Source organism: Cellulosimicrobium marinum (assembly GCF_020551945.1).
Lineage (GTDB): Bacteria > Actinomycetota > Actinomycetes > Actinomycetales > Cellulomonadaceae > Cellulosimicrobium > Cellulosimicrobium marinum.
This window is the reverse complement of sequence record NZ_JAJBZH010000003.1, coordinates 51,983-68,422: the sequence shown is the minus strand read 5'-3', so window position 1 is coordinate 68,422 and position 16,440 is coordinate 51,983. Positions and strand designations below refer to the sequence as shown.

Sequence of the window (16,440 nt, the reverse complement as noted above, 5' to 3'; positions counted from 1 at the left end):
CTGCTGCGACGCACGGAGTCGCCTAGGCTCGGCCCCGTGACCACGAACCCCCGCGTCGCGCTCGCGACCTGCTCCGTCCTGCCCGACCTCGACGCCGACGACGCCCCCCTCGTGCGGGCGCTCGCAGACCGCGGCGTCGACGCGTCACCCGCCGTCTGGGACGACGCCGAGGTCGACTGGGACGCGTTCGACGCCGTCGTGGTCCGCTCCACGTGGGACTACTCCGCACGGCGCGACGAGTTCGTGGCCTGGGCCGACCGCGTGCCCCGCCTGCTCAACTCCGAGCGGGTGCTGCGCTGGAACACCGACAAGGGCTACCTGCGCGAGCTCGAGGCGGCGGGCGTCCCCGTCATCCCGACGCTCTGGCTCGACCCCGCGCGCAACCTCTCCTCGCGTGCGATCCACACGCGCCTGCCCGCGCAGGGCGACTTCGTCATCAAGCCCGTCGTCAGCGCGGGCGCGAAGGACACCGGCCGGTACCAGTCCGGCGAGGCGCACTCGCGCGGCCTCGCGATCCAGCACGCCAAGAACCTCCTCGTCTCCGGCCGCGAGGTCATGGTCCAGCCGTACGTCACGAGCGTCGACACCGCCGGCGAGGCACGGCTCGTCTTCGTCGACGGCGAGCTGTCCCACGCGGCCCGCAAGAAGACCCACCTCACCGGCCCGCACCGTCCGACCCGCGGGCTCTACCAGCAGGAGGAGTCCTCGGCGTTCGAGGCGTCCGACGAGCAGGCCGACGTCGCGCGCCGGGCCCTGCAGGTGGCGGCCGACGCCGTCGCGGACGGCGACGTGTCGAGCTTCCTCTACGCGCGCGTCGACCTCGTCGCGAGCAACGACGGCGGGCCCGTCGTGCTCGAGCTCGAGCTCACCGAACCGTCCCTGTTCCTCGCCCTCGCCCCCGGCGCGCTGGACCGCTTCGCCGACGCCATCGCTGCCCGGGTGGCTCAGGCCTAGCTTGCCGCGGGGTCGGGACAGGCGCGGGCGGGGTACGGGACCGAGCGGCACGGGGCTGGGAACGGCGCGGACCGGGGCCGACGACGACGGGTCTTCCATCCGCGGCCCTCGTTCCTCGGGCCGCTCCCGCCAGACCCGCCACGACCCGTCGTCGTCGGCCCCGGCCCGCGCCTCGTGCCTGCCTCGCGCCTGACCTCGGCCCGGCACCTGCCGCGAGACCGCGGTGGTGACACGACCGCGAGGCGGGCGGGGCGGGTGGGGTGCGAAGGGCGTCGAGCCGTGCGCGCGAACGCGAGGTGCAAGACCGAGGTGACGGCACGGCAGCCCGAGCACGCCACCCGGCCTGCCCGCCGTGGGTGACCGGCGCATCGAGCGCGTCGACGGAGACGGCACGGCAGCCCGAGCACGCCTCCCGCCCCGCCCGCCGGGGGGCGACCGGCGAACGAGCCGCTCAGGCGAGGTCGTTCTCCGCGAGCCAGTCGGCGGCGATGTCCTCGGACGAGCGCTGCTCCTCGGTCGACTGGACGTTGAGGTCGACGAGGCCCTCGGGCGTGAGGGCGGCGCTCACGGGGTTGATGACGTCGGCGATCTCGTCGGCGACGTCGGCGCTGACGAGCGGCACGACGTTCGACGCGAGGAACAGGCCTTCGGGGTCGTCGAGGGTGACGAGCCCTTCGGTCTGGATGCGGGGGTCGGCGCTGAAGACGTTCGCGATGTTCACGGTGCCCGCGACGAGGTCCTGGACGGTCGTGTCGCCGGTGGCGACGAACGACACGTCGACGCCGTAGACGTCCTGCAGGCCGGTGGGGCCGTAGGGGCGCTGCTCGAGCTCGGCGGGGCCGCCGACGGTGAGGTCGACGTCCAGGCCGGCGAGGTCCGCGAGGGAGCTCACGCCGTTGTCCGAGGCGAACTGCTCGGTGACGTTGTAGGAGTCCTGGTCGGTGGCGGGCGACTGGTCGAGGACGGCCAGGCCGTCGGGGAGCGCGTCCTGGAGCGCCGCGTAGACGGCCTCGGAGGAGGTTGCGGTGGTCTCCGGGTCGAAGTACTGCAGGAGGTTGCCGGTGTACTCGGGGAAGAGCTGGACCTCGCCGCTCTCCAGCGCCGGCATGTAGGCGTCGCGCTGGCCGATGCTGAAGTTGCGCTCGACCTCGAAGCCCTCGGCCTCGAGGGCCTGGGCGTAGATCTCCGCGACGATCTCGTTCGAGTAGTACGCCTGGGAGCCGACGACGATCGTGCCGCCGGCCGAGCCGCCGTCGCCGCCGCCGGAGTCGGCGTCGAGCGGGTCGGAACCGCCCCCGCACGCCGCGAGCGTGAGGGCGGCGGTCGCGGCCGTGGCGAGGAGGGTGGCCCTGCGTGCTGTGGTGCGCATGTGCGTGCCTTTCTGGAGGTCGGGAGGGTCAGGCGGTCGTGGGCTCGGGGGCCGGGCGGCGTCGGCGTCGGCGCTTCGGGGCGTCGTCGGGCGCGCGGCCGGCGGCGACGCCGCGTGGGACGACGACGGTCTGCAGGAGGGCGAACAGGACGTCGAGCACCACGGCGAGGACGACGATGACGAGCGCCGCCCCGAGGATCTGGGAGAAGTCGCGGATCTGGATGCCCTGGACGATGTAGAAGCCGAGGCCCCAGTTGCCGACGTACCCGGCGAGGGTGACGGTGGCGACGACCTGGAGCGTCGCGGAGCGCAGCCCGCCGATGAGCAAGGGGAGGCCGAGGGGGGCCTCGACCTTCCAGAGCACCTGCCGGCCGGTCATGCCGACGGACCGGGCGCCGTCGATCACGCGCCGTTCCACGGCCTCGACGCCCGCGTACGCGCCCGCGAGGATCGGGGGGATCGCGAGGAGCACGAAGGCGGTCGTGGACGCGGCGACCTTGTGGGTCACGCCGAAGACGAGCACGAGGAGGAGCACGAGGCCGAACGACGGCACGGCGCGGGCCGCGCCCGAGAGCCCGACCGCGATCTCGCGTCCCCGGCCGGTGTGGCCGATGGCCCACCCGGCGGGGATCGCGACGAGCGCCGCGAGGACGACGGAGGCGAAGGTGAAGGCGAGGTGCGTCCAGATCGCCTCGGACAGGGGGAGGGCGCCCGTGGCCCGGTCGGGGGAGAAGATCCAGGCGATGGCGTCGGAGAAGAGGGTCATGCGCGCACCGCCCGGGTCCAGGGCATGAGGAGGCGGCCGAGCAGCACGAGCAGCCAGTCGACGAGCAGGGCGATCACGACGACGGCGACGACGCCCGCGAGGATCTCCGCGACGATCTGGCGCTGGTAGCCGTTGGTGAAGAGGTAGCCGAGGTTGTCGATGCCGATGAGGATGCCGACGGTGGCGAGCGAGATGGTCGACACGGCGGTGACGCGCAATCCCGCGAGCACGACGGGGCCGGCGAGGGGGAGGTCGACCTGCCAGAACCGGCGCCAGGGGCCGTACCCGACGGCGACGGCCGCCTGGCGGACGGACGGCTCCACGGAGGCGAGCGCGTCGGCGACGAACCGCGTCATGATCGCGACCGCGTAGATCGTCAGGGCGATGATCAGGTTGACCTCGGAGAGGAAGCTGATGCCGAGGAGCGGCGGCAGGAGCGCGAAGAGCGCGAGCGACGGGATCGTGTACAGCAACCCGACGAGGGTGAGCACGAGCCCGCGCGTCAGCTTGAACCGGAACGCGACCCACCCGGCCGGGATGGACACGAGGAACCCGAGGAGGATCGGCAGGGCGCTCTGGCGCAGGTGCTCGACGGTGAGCCGGCCGATGAGGTCGAGGTTGTCGGCGACCCAGGTCATGCCTCGTCCTCGACGAGCACGCCCTGGGTGCGTCCCGTCGTGTCGACGAGGACGGTCCCGTGGTCGGTGGTCTTGGTGTGCAGGGCGCGCTGCCCGCGCTCGACGCCGATGAAGCTCGCGACGAACTCGTTCGCCGGGGCCTCGATGATCTCGCTCGGCGAGCCCACCTGCGCGACGTGCGCGCCCTTCTCCAGGAGGACCACCTGGTCGCCGAGGAGGAAGGCCTCGTCGACGTCGTGGGTGACGAACACGATCGTCTTGTGCAGCTCCTGCTGGAGGCGCAGCGTCTCCGCCTGGAGCTCGGCCCGCACGATCGGGTCGACCGCGCCGAACGGCTCGTCCATGAGCAGGATGTTCGGGTCGGCGGCGAGCGCGCGCGCCACCCCGACGCGCTGCTGCTGTCCGCCGGAGAGCTGGCTCGGGTAGCGCTCGGCGAGGGCCCGGTCGAGCCCGACGGTGTCGAGGAGCTCCAGGGCGCGCTCGCGCGCGACGGCCTTGGGCGTGCCCTCCAGCCGCAGGACCGTCATGACGTTCGCCAGGACCGTGTGGTGGGGGAGAAGGCCGCCGTTCTGCAGCACGTACCCGATGCCGCGCCGCAGGCGCACCGGGTCCTTGTCGCCGATGGGTTCGCCGTCGATCTCGATGACGCCGCCCGTGGGCTCGACCATGCGGTTGATCATCCGCAGGAGCGTCGTCTTGCCGCTGCCCGAGGACCCGACGAGCACCGTGGTGCGGTGCGGCGGGACGACGAGGTCGAACGTGTCGACGGCGACGGTCCCGTCGGGGTAGGTCTTGCTGACCGAGCGGAATTCGATCACGGGGGGCTGCCTCCCGACAGTCTGGGCGCCGAGGTCCGGGCTTCGGCGTCCCAGCCGATCACACCCGGGGGCAACCCGCGACCCGGTGCGCGGATCGTTATCCGGCGCCGGTCCCCGGAGACGACCGAAGGCCCCTCGCGTGCGAGGGGCCTTCGGCATCGGGGTGAGTAACGGGACTTGAACCCGCGACCCCCTGGACCACAACCAGGTGCTCTACCAGCTGAGCTATACCCACCATGACCGCGTGCCTGCAGCACCGGCCGTCGAAAAGTGTACCCGCTCCGGGGCGCCCGTCAGGACCGTCGCGCGGCGTCCGGGCCCGCGGCGTCTGTGACGGTCGCCACGGCGCCGGGCTCCCCGGTCGTCACGACGGGGCGCGCGACGCTCGTCGCCGTGACCCGTGCGGCGATCTCGCGCGCCGTCGCGGAGTCCGGTCCGGGCTGGGGCACGAACACCGCCTCCCGGTAGTAGCGCAGCTCGTCGATGCTCTCGAGGATGTCGGCGAGCGCGCGGTGCCCGCCCTTCTTCTCCGGGGAGGCGAAGTACGCGCGCGGGAACCACCGGCGCGACAGCTCCTTCACGGACGACACGTCGATGATCCGGTAGTGCAGGTGGGACATGAGCCCCGGCATGTCGCGGTCGAGGAACCCCTTGTCCGTGCCGACCGAGTTGCCCGCGAGCGGCGCCTTCCCCGGCTCGGGCACCCAGGTGCGCACGTAGTCGAGGACACGCTCCTCGGCCTCCGCCAGGGTCAGGCCGCCGGCGAGCTCGTCGAGCAGGCCGGAGGACGTGTGCATCTGGCGCACGAAGTCGCCCATCTGCTCGAGCGCCTCCGCGGGAGGGCGGACGAGGACGTCCACCCCGTCACCGAGCACGGTGAGCTCGGAGTCGGTGACCACGGCGGCGACCTCCACCAGGGCGTCAGCGCCCAGGTCGAGACCGGTCATCTCGCAGTCGATCCACACGATGCGTTCGTCGGGCTTCACAGGACTCACTCGGCACAGCCTAGCCGCGCCGTGCCGAGGGCCCGGTGCGTGCGCACGTCGTGGACGTCGCGCACGAGAAGGCCCCGGCGGCGCGGACCGTGGTGGGTCCGGGCTGCCGGGGCCTTCGGGCGGTGCCGCGACCGGAAGGACCAGGGTCGGTCCCGGGTGCGCGGGCGGTGCGCGTCATGCGGTGCGACGCGGCAGGCGGGCCTGCCGGGTGCGCGCGCTGACGCGGGCGGTGGTGCGACGCAGCTGCTCGCGCCGCAGCGTCTGCTCCTGGAGCTGTTCGCGGCGACTGAGGGTCGCCACGTCGTACGTGATGAAGGGATGCATGGTGCTGCTCTCGTGACGTCGGATCGCTGGGCCTGGCCGGGCCCTCCACCGCCCGGCACGGACCGGACGGACGTCACCGCGGTGTGTCATTACAGAACCACGCGGGCTCGGCGCCCCGCACCCCATTTACGCCCACGGCGTCGCGGGTCCGCGCGCGCGGTGGCGGCCCGTGCCCGACGCCGCCCGCTCGCCCTGCGGGGTGGGGTGGCACTGCGTACGGTCCGGGGGTGGGACGTGCGGGTGGAGACGTGGCGGGCAGAGACGTGGCGGGCAGAGACGTGGCGGGCGAGGACCGGGCGGGCGGCGGTGGAGCACGGGACGGGTCGCCGTCCTGGCTGCGGGTGCTCCTGCTCGTCTGGCCCGGCGTGCTCCTCGTCGTGGGCGGGGCGCTCGGCTTCGCCGCGCTGCTCGACGGGGTGCGGGAGCGCGAGGACCTCGCCGCGGTCGACGACCCCCTCCTGGAGTGGCTGGTCGACCGCCGGACCGCGGGGGTGACCACGGCGCTCACCGTGGTCACCGACGCGTTCGGCCCGTACGTGCTGCCGGTGCTCGTCGCGGTGGGCTGCGTCGTGTGGGCGCGTCGGGCGGGCACGTGGTGGGAGCCCGGGCTGCTCGCGGGCGCGATGGTGCTCTCGACGCTCGTCTCCATGGCGCTCAAGGCGCTCGTCGCGCGTCCCCGCCCGCCCGAGGAGGCGATGGTCGTCGCGGGGCTGGAGCGCTCGTTCTCGTTCCCGTCGGGTCACACGATCGGGGCGGCGACGCTCGTGCTCGTCGGGGGGTACCTGGTGTGGCACCGGCACCACAGCGGGCGGCAGCTCGCGGTGTGGGCGCTGGTCTCCGTCGTGGTCGTCGGGGCCGTCGGGCTGAGCCGGCTGTACCTCGGCTACCACTTCCTCACGGACGTGCTGGCGGGCGTGTGCGTCGCGGTGGCGGTGCTCGGTGTCGTGGTGGTGGTCAGCCGGGTCCGCGACGGGCGCGTGAGGGCCGGGCGCGCATGATCAAGAACTCTTGCGCAAGACTTCTTTAGCGTCGTACCCTGCCGGGCATGAGCGCCCCGCCGCCACGCCGGCCCGACCGCGCGCCGCTCGTCACGTCCGACCCCGAGCGCCTGCGCGCGCTCGCGCACCCGCTGCGCCTGCGCCTGCTCTCGTTCCTCGACGACGAGGGCGAGGCCACTGCGACGCGCTGCGCCGAGGCGACCGGCGAGTCCGTCGCGAGCTGCTCCTTCCACCTGCGCACGCTCGCGCGGTACGGGTTCGTGGAACCCGCCGAGCGGCGCGGTCGCGAGAAGCCGTGGCGCGCCGTCGGGCAGGGACGCCGCACGGCGTTCGACCCCGACGTGCCCGGCTCCCTGCCCGCCGCCGGGGCGGTCGCGTCCGTGCTGCTCGACCAGGAGGTCGCCCGCGTGCGGGAGTGGCTCGCGCGCGCGGCCGGCGACGAGCCCGGCTGGCTCCTCGCCTCGACGCTCACGACGGCGGCGTTCTGGGCCACGCGCGACGAGCTCGACGCCCTCGCCCGCGAGGTCGAGGCGCTCACCGACCGGTTCGTGGGGCGGTGGGACGACCCGGCGCTCCGCCCGCCCGGTGCGCGCCCCGCGCGGCTGCTCGGCGTGGTCAACGCGGACCCTGCCCACCCGGGTCCTGCCCACCCGGATCCTGCCCACGCGGAACCTGTCGACGCCGACCCTGCCGACGGCGCGCCGTGAGCGTGGTGGTGGGACGGGCCGCGCTGCGGACGCGGCCGTTCCGCCTGCTCACCGTCGGCTGGGCGCTGACCAACCTCGCCGACTCCGTCCTCGCCGTCATCCTCGCCGTGTGGGTCAAGGACCTCACGGGATCCACGGGGCAGGCGGCGCTCGTCTTCGCCGCGCTCGGCCTGCCCGCGCTCGTCTCGCCCCTCCTCGGGCAGGTCGCGGACCGGGTGTCGCGCCGCCGGATGCTCGTCGTGTCCTACCTGGTCGGGGCGCTCGCCCTCCTGCTGCTCCTCGCGGTGCGGGGGCCGGGCCAGGTCTGGCTCGTCCTCGCCGTCACGGTGGTCTACAGCGGCGTCGGCTTCGCCACGGCCGCCGCCCAGTCGGGTCTCGTCCGCGACCTGCTGCCGGACGACGCGCTCGCACCGGCGAACGGCCGCCTCACGACGATCGACCAGGTTTTCCGGCTGCTCATGCCGGTGGTCGGCGCGGGCGCGTACGCCGTGTGGGGGCCCGTCCCGCTGGTCCTCCTGGCGTCCGGGGCGTTCGCGCTGGCCGCGGTCGTCGTGGGACGGGTCGCGGCCGTCGAGACGCCGCCCACCCCCGCGGCCGAGCGCGGGTCGCCGCTCGCCGAGGCCACCGCGGGCTTCCGTCACCTCGTGCGCACCCCGCCCCTCGGCGCCCTCACCGTCGCGCTCGTCGTCGCCTTCGCCGCCGTGGGGCTCCTCAACGCGGTGAGCTTCGCGATCATCGAGGACGGGCTGCGGCTCCCGCCCGAGCTGCTCGGGCCGATCTCCTCCGTCCAGGCCGTCACCGCGATCGTCGCCGGGCTCACCGCGGCCCGCCTCGTGGCGCGGTGGGGCGCGCAGCGTCTCGTCGCCCTCGGCCTGATCGTCCTCGCGGCGGGCGTGGTCCCGACGGTCGGGACGAACCTGGTCGCCATCATGGTCGGGCTGGGCGCGGTCGGCCTCGGGGTGACGTGGGCGGTCGTCGGCTTCGTCACCGAGCGCCAGCTCCGCACGCCCCCGCAGTTCCAGGGGAGGGTGTCCGCGGCGACGACCATGCTGCTCAACGTGCCCCAGCTCGCCCTCACGCTCGTCGGGGCGGCGCTCGTCGGCGTCGTCGACTACCGGGCGATGCTCGTCGTCACCGTCGTCGCGATCCTCGCGGGGGGCGTGCTGGCGCTCCGGGGCCGCCGTCCCGCGGGGAGGTAGGCGGACGGGGCGCCGCTCAGTCGTCGAGGCCGCGGGCGCGCAGCGCGTCGCCGACCGCGTCGGCCTGCCGCAGCGCGCCGACCACGAGCGGGACGGCCCAGGCCCGCACGTCGTGCTCGCGCCCGCGTGCACGGCACGCGTCGCACACCCGCTGGGCCAGGGCGGCCACGACGGGGACGCTGCGCACCGCGAGGGACAGCACGAGAGCCGCCCGGTCGACGTCGACCCCGACGTGCCGCAGCGGGCGCAGGCCGCACTCGATCGCCGCGAGGACCGCGGACGAGCGCGTCGTGACGAGCACGAGCCCCGCGAGCGCGACGAGGGCGACGAGCCGCGTGGAGAGGACGACGGCGGGCACGGGGCCCAGCGTGAGCCACTGGACCGCGAGGAGCACCGGCACGACGAGCCGCAGCGGGCGCACCTGGGCCCACGCGGTTCGCGGGCCCGCGCCCGCGAGGGCATAGAGCGCGGCGACGACCACGACCGCGGCACCGACCTCGCGCGGCGCGTCGAGCGTGAGCACGACGCCGCCCGCCACCGCGAGCCCGACGAGCTTGGCCCCGGCGGGGGCGCGATGCAGCACGGACGTGCCCGGGCGGTACGCCCCGCCCACGGCCGGGCTCACGGGGACCGCCGCGCCGTGGCGTCGGCGGCGTCGGTCAGGCGGCGGTAGGCGTCGAGCGCGACGTCGGGCGCACCGTCGGCGACCACGCGTCCGTCGTCCACGACGAGCACGCGCTGCGCGACCCGGGCCACGAGGTCGAGGTCGTGCGAGACGAGCACCACCTGCTGCGGGAGCGCGGCGAGCTCGTCCGCGACGCGGCGGGCGTTGCGGCGGTCGAGCAGCGTCGTCGGCTCGTCGGCCACGACGAGGTCGGGGTCGGTGACGAGCACGGACGTGAGGGCGAGGAGCTGCTTCTGCCCGCCGGACAGCAGGTGCGCCGGGTGGTCGGCGTGCCCGTCGAGGCCGCGGGCGGCGAGCGCCGCCCGGACGCGCTCGTCGCGCGTCGGGCCGGGTGCGGTGCGGCGCAGCGAGTAGGCCACGTCCTCCGCGACGGTCGGCATGACGATCTGCGCGTCGGGGTCGGTGAAGACGAACCCGACGCGCCGCCGCACGGCCGCGCCCTGGCGTCGCGTGTCCAGGTCGTCGACGAGCACGCGGCCGCGCGTGGGGAGCACGAGCCCGTTGAGCAGGCGCGCGAGCGTGCTCTTGCCGGACCCGTTCGCACCCACGATCCCGATGCGCTGCTCGCGCAGCACGAGGTCGACGCCGCGCAGCACGTCGCGCTCGCCGAGACGCACGTGCACGTCCTCGAGCGTCACGACGCAGGGACGCGGACCGGACCCGGGCGCGGACGCTCCGCCGGGCGGGGCTACGTCGGGCGGGGCTGCGTCGGGCCGGGCTGCGTCGGGCCGGGCGTCGTCGGGCCGGGTGGGAGGGCGGCGGCGCCACCTCATCGGACCACCTCGAAGAGCAGGGCGACGCCGGTGCCCCCGCCGACCGCGGCGGTCGCGAGGCCGCGCGTCCCGGCGGGCGCACCGGACCGCACGAGCCGGGAGAAGAGCCGGACGACGGCCACGGCGCCCGTCGCGCCCCACGGGTGACCGAGGGCGAGGGCGCCGCCGTCGGCGCAGACGCGCTCGTCACCGCCGAGGGGGTCGAGGCCGAGCGCGTCGGTCACGGCGAGGACCTGGGCCGCGAAGGCCTCCACGACCTCCACGGCGGCGAGGCTCTCGACGTCCCACCCGGCGCGCGCGAGGGCCCGGAGCGTCGCGGGGACGGGGCCGCGCCCGGGCTCGGCGGGGTCGCAGCCCACCGTCGCCGACGCGACGAGGCGCAGCCCCGGCACGCCGAGCGCGCGGCGCACGCCGTCGGGGACGACCACGACCGCCGCGGCCCCGTCGCTCACGGGGCTCGCGGTCCCGGCCGTCACCGTGCCGCCCGGGCCGAACGCCGCAGGAAGCCGCGCGAGGCGCGCGGCGTCGAGGGTGCGGGCGCGCTCGTCGCGGCGCAGGGGCGGCCGCGTGCCGCCGCTCAGGGTGACCGTCTCGGCGTCGAACGCCCCCGCACGTTGGGCGGCCAGCGCCCGCGCGTGGCTGCGCACGGCGTACGCCTCCTGGCGGTCGCGCGACACCCCGGCGGTACGTGCGAGCGCGTCCGCCGCGGCCCCCATCGAGGGGTCGGCCCAGGGTGCGGGCGTGAACGTGGCCCGCGCGTACGGGAGGTCGGGCCGGTCACGGTGGGCGCGCAGCGGGGCGCGCGACGCGCTCTCGGCGCCGCCCGCCAGGACGAGGTCGGCGTCGCCGGTGCCCACCTGCTGCGCCGCGACGAGCACGGCCGCGAGGCCCGACGCGCACTGGCGGTCCACCGTGAGGCCCGGGACACCGGTGCCCAGCCCGGCGGCGAGGGCGGCGACGCGTGCCACGTTCCCGCCGGGGCCGGTGCAGCTCCCCAGCACGACGTCGTCCGGGTCGCCCGTCGCTCCGGCGGCCCGTGCGTCGGCGAGGGCGGCGTGCAGGACGGCGGCCGCGAGCTCGGTCTCGGTGCGCCAGCGGTGCCCGTGCCCTGCCGTGCCGATCCAGGTGCGTCGGGCCGAGACGACGACGGGTACCCGGTCCGCGGTCGACGTCGCGAGGCCGCTCACGCGAGCGCCGCCAGCCCGCCGGCGGCGCTGTCGGGTGCGCCCAGCGCCTCGCTCACGGCGCCGCGCGCGGCCTTGCCGGAGGGCGTCCGGGGGAGCGCGGGCGTGCCGAACCAGCGGCGCGGACGCTGCGCGGGCGCCAGGGAGGAGCGCGCCACCCGCTCCAGATGCGCCCGCAGGCCCGGGCGCGCGTCGCACTCGACGACGGCGGTGACGACCGACCCGAACCGCCGGTGCGGCGTGCCGACGACGACGACGTCCCGCACCCCCGGGACGGCGCGCAGCACCACCTCCACGTCCTCGGGGACGACCGTCGCGCCGCCCGTGAGGATCGCGCCGTCCCCGCGCCCGCGCAGCACGAGCGGTGCGTGCGGCGGGGCGTCGTCGGGGGCCGGGTCCGCGAGGTCGCCGACCGTGCACCAGCCGTCCTCGCGCCGCAGCGGACCGGTGGCGCGCGCCAGGTAGCCGCGCGCCACCCACGGCGAGCGCACCCACACCTCGCCCAGCCGGGCGCCGGGCAGCGGGCGCACCTCGACGTCGACCTCGGGGAACGGGCGCAGGCCCGCGCCGTCCGGGTCGTGCGCGACGAACGACAGCTCGACGGCGCCGTAGTAGGCGAGCACGTCGACGCCGTGCCCGGCCGCCCGCTCCCGCACGCCGGCGGCCAGCGCCGCGCCGCCGACGACGGCGTGCCGCAGGCGCGAGGGGGCGCCCGCGTCGAGCGCGTCGAGGACGGTGTCGAGCGTGGACGGGACGAGGTGGACGACGTCGCACGACGCGAGCGCCGTCGTCGTCGCCGCCGGGGTGCGCGTCAGGAAGACGCCCGCGCCCACGGCGAGCGTGTGTGCCGCGGCGAAGAACGAGAGCGACGAGGCCAACGGTCCCGGGACGAGGACGACGTCGTGCGGGGTGAGCGCGACGAGGCGGGTGACGTGCTCGAACGACGCCGTCCACGAGCCGCGCGTGCGCACGACGGCGCGGGGTCGGCCGGTGCTCCCCGACGAGAACCCGGCCCACGCGAGGTCGTCGGGGCTGCTCGCCCCCGGGGTGGCGGGCGCGGGCTGGGTGCCCCGGGGGAGCGGCACCTCGACGAACGTCCGCGGGGCGACGACCCGGAGCACCTCCGAGCGCTGCGCGCGGGACCACGCGACGTCGCACACGAGCGGTGTCGCGCCCGCGTGGTCCGCCGCGAGGACCGCGGTGAGCAGGTCGACCGGGTCCGGGAGCGAGACGGCGACGAGGTCGCCCGGGGCGGTGCCGGTCGCCCGCAGGTAGGCCGCGCCCGCACGGACGTCCGCGGCGAGGGCGCCGTAGGTGCGGGACCGGTCGGGCGTGCGCAGCGCGACGCGGTCGCGCAGGGCGGTGTCCGCGGCATGGCGCAGGACCTGCGGGGCGACGGGCACCGGCCTACTCTCCCAGGTGGCGGCGCCGGGCGGGGTGCACCGCCGGGTAGGCGCGCACGACGCCGACCGTCACCGCCGCGGCGAGGACCGCCTTGAGCAGGTCGCCGGGCACGAACACGAGCGAGAGCTGGGCCGTCGTAACGAGCGGGACCCCGGTGATCGCGGCCTGCACGGGGATACCGACGGCGTAGACGGCCGCGACGCCGCCGACCAGGCAGGCCACGAGCACGGGCCAGAACGTCACGCGGCGCAGCCGGTCCACGAGGAGGCCGACGACCGCGGCGCCGAGGAGGAAGCCGACGAGGTACCCCGCGGACGGCCCGGCGAACACCGCGAGGCCGCCACGCCCCCCGGCGAGGACGGGCAGGCCCGCGGCGGCGAGGGCGAGGAACGTCGCGACGGCGAGGGAGCCGCGCCACGCGCCGAGCAGCGTGCCGGCGAGCATCACGCCGAGCGTCTGGAGGGTGACGGGCACGGCGTTGCCGAACAGCGCGATCGACCCGGGTGCACCGAGCACCGCGACGAGCGCCGCGACCGTCGCGACGCGCGCGGCGTCCGCCGTGGTCAGCGCGAGAGGGTGACGGTGCTGCGGGACAGCCGTGCTGGGCTCGGTGCGGGGCTCGGTGCGGGGCGCAGTGGCCTCGGTCACGGGTTCGGCTCCTGTCGTGGGGACGGTGCGACGCGATCGGCCGCGTCGGCCGCCGCGCTCTTTGCGGCGTGCACACACAGCCTCGCGTCCGCAGGATCGTCGGGTCCACGGCGGGTACGACGTGCGCGTGCGCTCGTGGTGCACGAATCCCACAACGGTCTGGAGGTTTCCTCCAACGAGGCCGTCTCCGAGGCGGGGTTCTGTGGAGGTGGGCCACAACGCGCGAGCACCTCTTGGCACTCGACCATGACGAGTGCTAATAGTGGTTCCGTAGCCACCGCGAGGCGCCGCCTCGCGGGACACCGACAGGTCCCGGGCGGTCCGGGACCGTGGACGAGGAGGTGAGGGGTGTGGCTGCGATGATCGACCCGTTCTCGAGCACCCTGGACGCGATGGACCGGCTCGTCGGTCAGCTGAGCTCCGGGCAGCGCCTTCCGGCGGCGTCCGGGGCGATGCCGCTCGACCTGTTCCGCGCAGGTGACCACTACGTGCTCACGATCGACCTGCCGGGCGTCGACCCCGGCACGATCGACGTCTCCGTGGAGGACCGGACCCTGACCGTGCGCGCCGAACGTTCCCCGCGCACGGACTCCGAGGTCCAGTGGCTCGCGCGCGAACGGCCCTCGGGCACGTTCGCCCGGCAGCTCACCGTCGGTCGAGGACTCGCGCTCGACCGGATCACGGCGTCCTACGAGGACGGCGTGCTGACGCTCACGGTGCCGGTCGCCGAAGAGGCGCGCCCGCGCCGCATCGAGGTTGCCCATCGTGGGAGCGGCGGGACGCAGATCTCTGCCGGGACGACCGGGCAGGCGGCGATCGCCGACCGGTCCCCGGAGGGCTGACCGGACGCGTCAGACCTCCCCGGGCAGCGCCCGGCGCACGACGAGCCGCGTCCAGGCGCCCACGTACACGCGGTCGCCGTCGTCGAGCTCGCGGCGCTGCCCGGCGGGGACCGGGTCCGTCGGCAGGGCCTCGCCCGCGGGGGACACGTACGTGCCGTTGGACGACTGCAGGTCCTCCACCCACCAGCGCTGCCCGTCGGTGCTCAGCTGGCAGTGGCGACGCGACACCCCGGTGTCGGCGCCGCAGTCCACCTGCGGGTGGATGCCGCGCGAGACGGACGGGCGGCCCACGAGCACGCTGCGCTCGCGGAGGACGACCAGGCCGGGCAGCCCCGCGGAGGGCATCGGGTCCTCGGGCTGCTGCGCCGCGTACCAGTCGGGGTCGATCCAGATCTCGACGACCCACTGGTCGGGACCCGGCACGGGGGGCGTGGGCAGGTGGCTGCCCGACGCCGGGTCGGTGGCAGGGGCGGCGTCGGGCGCGGCGTCAGGACCGGGCGACGGGGGAGCCGGGTTCGCAGGGCCCCGCGGTGCGGGAGAGCTGCCGGACGGCGGGTCGAGGGACAGCAGGGACGGGGGCTCCACCGGGTCGGGCAGCGCGCCCGTCGTGAAGTCGTAGCCGCAGTTCTCGCAGAACAGCGCCCCGGCGGCCGCCGGCGCGCCGCAGTGCGGGCAGGACGTCGCGGTCGCGGCCGCCGCGGGGGCCTCGACCGGGCCGGGCTGGGAACCCGTCGCGGCCGGGGAGGCACCGGCGTCGATCGGCGCGCCGCAGACGTCGCAGTAGTCCGTCGACGTGGAGGGGTGCCCCGCGGGGCAGAGGACCGCGCTCACCGCCGCACCCGCGTCGTCTTCGTCGAGGCGGTGTCGAGCGCCATCTCGTCGAGCGTCGAGGCGTTGCGCTTGAGCCGGACGGTGCCCTGCTCCTCCGAGTCGATGTCCACGACCTTGCGCAGCCGCGTCGTCGCCTCCGCGTTGCCCGTCTGCTGCGCGAGCTGGACCGCGCGGCCCAGCTTCACGGTGGCCGTCGCCTCGTCGCCCGCCGCCTTCGCGGCGAGGCCCTCCTGGATCACGGACGCGAGCTCCGTCTGCCCCGTGTAGTGCGCCACCTCGGGGTTGATGCGGGTGGTAAGCGACTCGTCGTCGGACCACTTGGCCTTGACCAGACCGGACGACACCACCTCCCCGTTGACGGCGAGCTGCACGCGGGCCGCGAGCTGCTCCGAGCCGACGGGCTTGGACGCGACGCGCACCGCCACGTGGTAGTCGCGCGACTCGTCGCCCCACGAGCCGGTGGGATAGGCGCCCGTGAGCGGGTTGACCTCGGACCGGCGCGTCGTCAGGTCCTCGACCGTCGGGGCGACCTGGCGCACGAACAGGACCTGCGACCCCTGCGGGGCCCACACCCGCAGGTCCGCCGACGCGACGCCGCGCGCCATGGACGTGCGCATGAGCGCCTCGAAGTCGGCGGCGATCTCGCTCGGGTCGGCGATGAGGTCGACGGTCCCGAGGAGCGCCGTCGCGATCTCGCGCAGCTCGTCCACCTGCCAGCGCGACCCGACGCCGCGCGCGTCGCACTGGAAGTGACCCGTGACGTCGCGCACGGCCGCCGAGAGGTTCGCGCGCGGCTCCGACTCGTTCTTGCCGTCGGTGAGGAGGATCGCGTGCCGCTGCGTCGCCTGCGGGACCGTGGCGAAGAGCTGGTCGGCGAGCCGCAGCCACGTGCTCATCGCGGTGCCGCCGCCCGGCGCCATCATGGAGATCGCGCGCTTCGCCTCGGCCCGCGCCCCCGGCTCCATCTGCACCATCGCGACCCGGGCGTTCGGGTAGGGGAACGCCCGGTTGGCGACGTGGCTGCCGCCGACGATCGCGAACCAGGTGCCGTCGAGGATCTGGTCCACCGCGACCTGGGCCGCGTGCTTCGCGGCCTCGATGTTGCGGCCGGACATCGACCCCGACGTGTCGACCATGATGATCTCGGCGACGCCGCCCGCCGACCCGCCGCCCGCCGTGCCCGCTCCCGAGCACGTCACGGTGACGATCGCGTGGACGTCGGTCCCGCCGTCGGACAGGAACTCGTTCTGAAAGACCTCGGCGGAGAACTCGGCCATGGGTGCGACTCCTTCGGTGGTGCGTCTC

Annotated in this window: 18 protein-coding genes and 1 tRNA gene; 5 read left to right on the top strand and 14 right to left on the bottom strand. The window is 75.6% G+C overall.

The window, feature by feature from the left end; translation table 11 throughout:
• Nucleotides 1–36: 36 nt before the first annotated feature.
• Nucleotides 37–954 carry an ATP-grasp domain-containing protein gene (locus LGQ04_RS07525; RefSeq protein WP_229243095.1) on the top strand — a complete coding sequence of 306 codons (918 nt, stop codon included), beginning with the start codon at nt 37–39 and terminating at the stop codon, nt 952–954.
• 451 nt (nt 955–1,405) lie between these two features.
• Here the strand turns inward: LGQ04_RS07525 and LGQ04_RS07520 are convergent, their stop codons facing one another.
• From LGQ04_RS07520 to LGQ04_RS07490, 7 genes are all read right to left on the bottom strand, one after another.
• Nucleotides 1,406–2,323, bottom strand: coding sequence for an ABC transporter substrate-binding protein (locus tag LGQ04_RS07520; protein ID WP_229243094.1), 918 nt, complete (start codon nt 2,321–2,323; stop codon nt 1,406–1,408).
• A gap of 28 nt (nt 2,324–2,351) precedes the next feature.
• Nucleotides 2,352–3,089 (bottom strand): ABC transporter permease, encoded by a 738-nt coding sequence (locus tag LGQ04_RS07515; RefSeq protein WP_229243093.1) that lies wholly within the window; start codon nt 3,087–3,089, stop codon nt 2,352–2,354.
• Entirely contained in the window at nt 3,086–3,727 is a 642-nt protein-coding gene (locus LGQ04_RS07510; RefSeq protein ID WP_229243092.1) for an ABC transporter permease, read from the bottom strand. Before LGQ04_RS07510 ends, LGQ04_RS07515 begins: the two co-directional genes overlap by 4 nt.
• Nucleotides 3,724–4,545 carry an ABC transporter ATP-binding protein gene (locus LGQ04_RS07505; RefSeq protein ID WP_229243091.1) on the bottom strand — a complete coding sequence of 274 codons (822 nt, stop codon included), beginning with the start codon at nt 4,543–4,545 and terminating at the stop codon, nt 3,724–3,726. Before LGQ04_RS07505 ends, LGQ04_RS07510 begins: the two co-directional genes overlap by 4 nt.
• A gap of 162 nt (nt 4,546–4,707) precedes the next feature.
• Nucleotides 4,708–4,780, bottom strand: a tRNA-His gene (locus LGQ04_RS07500).
• A gap of 58 nt (nt 4,781–4,838) precedes the next feature.
• On the bottom strand, nt 4,839–5,492 hold the full coding sequence (gene orn / locus LGQ04_RS07495; protein ID WP_229243501.1) for an oligoribonuclease: 654 nt from the start codon (nt 5,490–5,492) through the stop codon (nt 4,839–4,841).
• A gap of 222 nt (nt 5,493–5,714) precedes the next feature.
• Nucleotides 5,715–5,864 carry a hypothetical protein gene (locus tag LGQ04_RS07490; RefSeq protein WP_229243090.1) on the bottom strand — a complete coding sequence of 50 codons (150 nt, stop codon included), beginning with the start codon at nt 5,862–5,864 and terminating at the stop codon, nt 5,715–5,717.
• A gap of 263 nt (nt 5,865–6,127) precedes the next feature.
• Between LGQ04_RS07490 and LGQ04_RS17700 the strand changes: the two genes are divergently transcribed.
• Genes LGQ04_RS17700 through LGQ04_RS07475 form a run of 3 tightly spaced genes read left to right on the top strand, consistent with a single transcriptional unit; the run spans nt 6,128 to nt 8,768 of the window.
• Entirely contained in the window at nt 6,128–6,862 is a 735-nt protein-coding gene (locus tag LGQ04_RS17700; protein WP_229243089.1) for a phosphatase PAP2 family protein, read from the top strand.
• A gap of 47 nt (nt 6,863–6,909) precedes the next feature.
• A complete protein-coding gene (locus LGQ04_RS07480) occupies nt 6,910–7,569 on the top strand; it encodes an ArsR/SmtB family transcription factor (protein ID WP_229243088.1) in 660 nt (219 codons plus the stop codon).
• Nucleotides 7,566–8,768: an MFS transporter gene (locus tag LGQ04_RS07475; protein ID WP_229243087.1), complete on the top strand. Its 1,203-nt coding sequence runs from the start codon at nt 7,566–7,568 to the stop codon at nt 8,766–8,768. The genes LGQ04_RS07480 and LGQ04_RS07475 overlap by 4 nt, the downstream gene beginning before the upstream one ends.
• A gap of 16 nt (nt 8,769–8,784) precedes the next feature.
• On the opposite strand, the gene LGQ04_RS07470 is transcribed toward LGQ04_RS07475, so the two are convergent.
• From LGQ04_RS07470 to LGQ04_RS07450, 5 genes are all read right to left on the bottom strand, one after another.
• Entirely contained in the window at nt 8,785–9,393 is a 609-nt protein-coding gene (locus LGQ04_RS07470; protein WP_229243086.1) for an energy-coupling factor transporter transmembrane component T family protein, read from the bottom strand.
• Nucleotides 9,390–10,076 carry an energy-coupling factor ABC transporter ATP-binding protein gene (locus tag LGQ04_RS07465; RefSeq protein ID WP_372470005.1) on the bottom strand — a complete coding sequence of 229 codons (687 nt, stop codon included), beginning with the start codon at nt 10,074–10,076 and terminating at the stop codon, nt 9,390–9,392. Before LGQ04_RS07465 ends, LGQ04_RS07470 begins: the two co-directional genes overlap by 4 nt.
• A 146-nt stretch (nt 10,077–10,222) precedes the next feature.
• A complete protein-coding gene (locus LGQ04_RS07460) occupies nt 10,223–11,413 on the bottom strand; it encodes a thiolase family protein (RefSeq protein ID WP_229243085.1) in 1,191 nt (396 codons plus the stop codon).
• Complete coding sequence (locus tag LGQ04_RS07455; RefSeq protein WP_229243084.1) at nt 11,410–12,813, bottom strand: AMP-binding protein; 1,404 nt, start codon at nt 12,811–12,813, stop codon at nt 11,410–11,412. The genes LGQ04_RS07460 and LGQ04_RS07455 overlap by 4 nt, the downstream gene beginning before the upstream one ends.
• Before the next feature lie 4 nt (nt 12,814–12,817).
• Nucleotides 12,818–13,462 carry a biotin transporter BioY gene (locus LGQ04_RS07450; protein WP_229243083.1) on the bottom strand — a complete coding sequence of 215 codons (645 nt, stop codon included), beginning with the start codon at nt 13,460–13,462 and terminating at the stop codon, nt 12,818–12,820.
• A gap of 350 nt (nt 13,463–13,812) precedes the next feature.
• On the opposite strand from LGQ04_RS07450, the gene LGQ04_RS07445 reads away from it, so the two are divergent.
• Nucleotides 13,813–14,304, top strand: a complete 492-nt coding sequence (locus LGQ04_RS07445; RefSeq protein ID WP_372470002.1) for an Hsp20/alpha crystallin family protein — start codon at nt 13,813–13,815, stop codon at nt 14,302–14,304.
• 9 nt (nt 14,305–14,313) lie between these two features.
• Here LGQ04_RS07445 and LGQ04_RS07440 read toward each other — a convergent pair whose 3' ends face one another.
• Nucleotides 14,314–15,135, bottom strand: a complete 822-nt coding sequence (locus LGQ04_RS07440) for a double zinc ribbon and FHA domain-containing protein (RefSeq protein ID WP_229243082.1) — start codon at nt 15,133–15,135, stop codon at nt 14,314–14,316.
• The gene (locus LGQ04_RS07435; RefSeq protein ID WP_229243081.1) at nt 15,132–16,412 is read right to left on the bottom strand and encodes a vWA domain-containing protein; all 1,281 of its coding nucleotides are present in this window, start codon (nt 16,410–16,412) and stop codon (nt 15,132–15,134) included. The genes LGQ04_RS07440 and LGQ04_RS07435 overlap by 4 nt, the downstream gene beginning before the upstream one ends.
• Nucleotides 16,413–16,440: the final 28 nt, after the last annotated feature.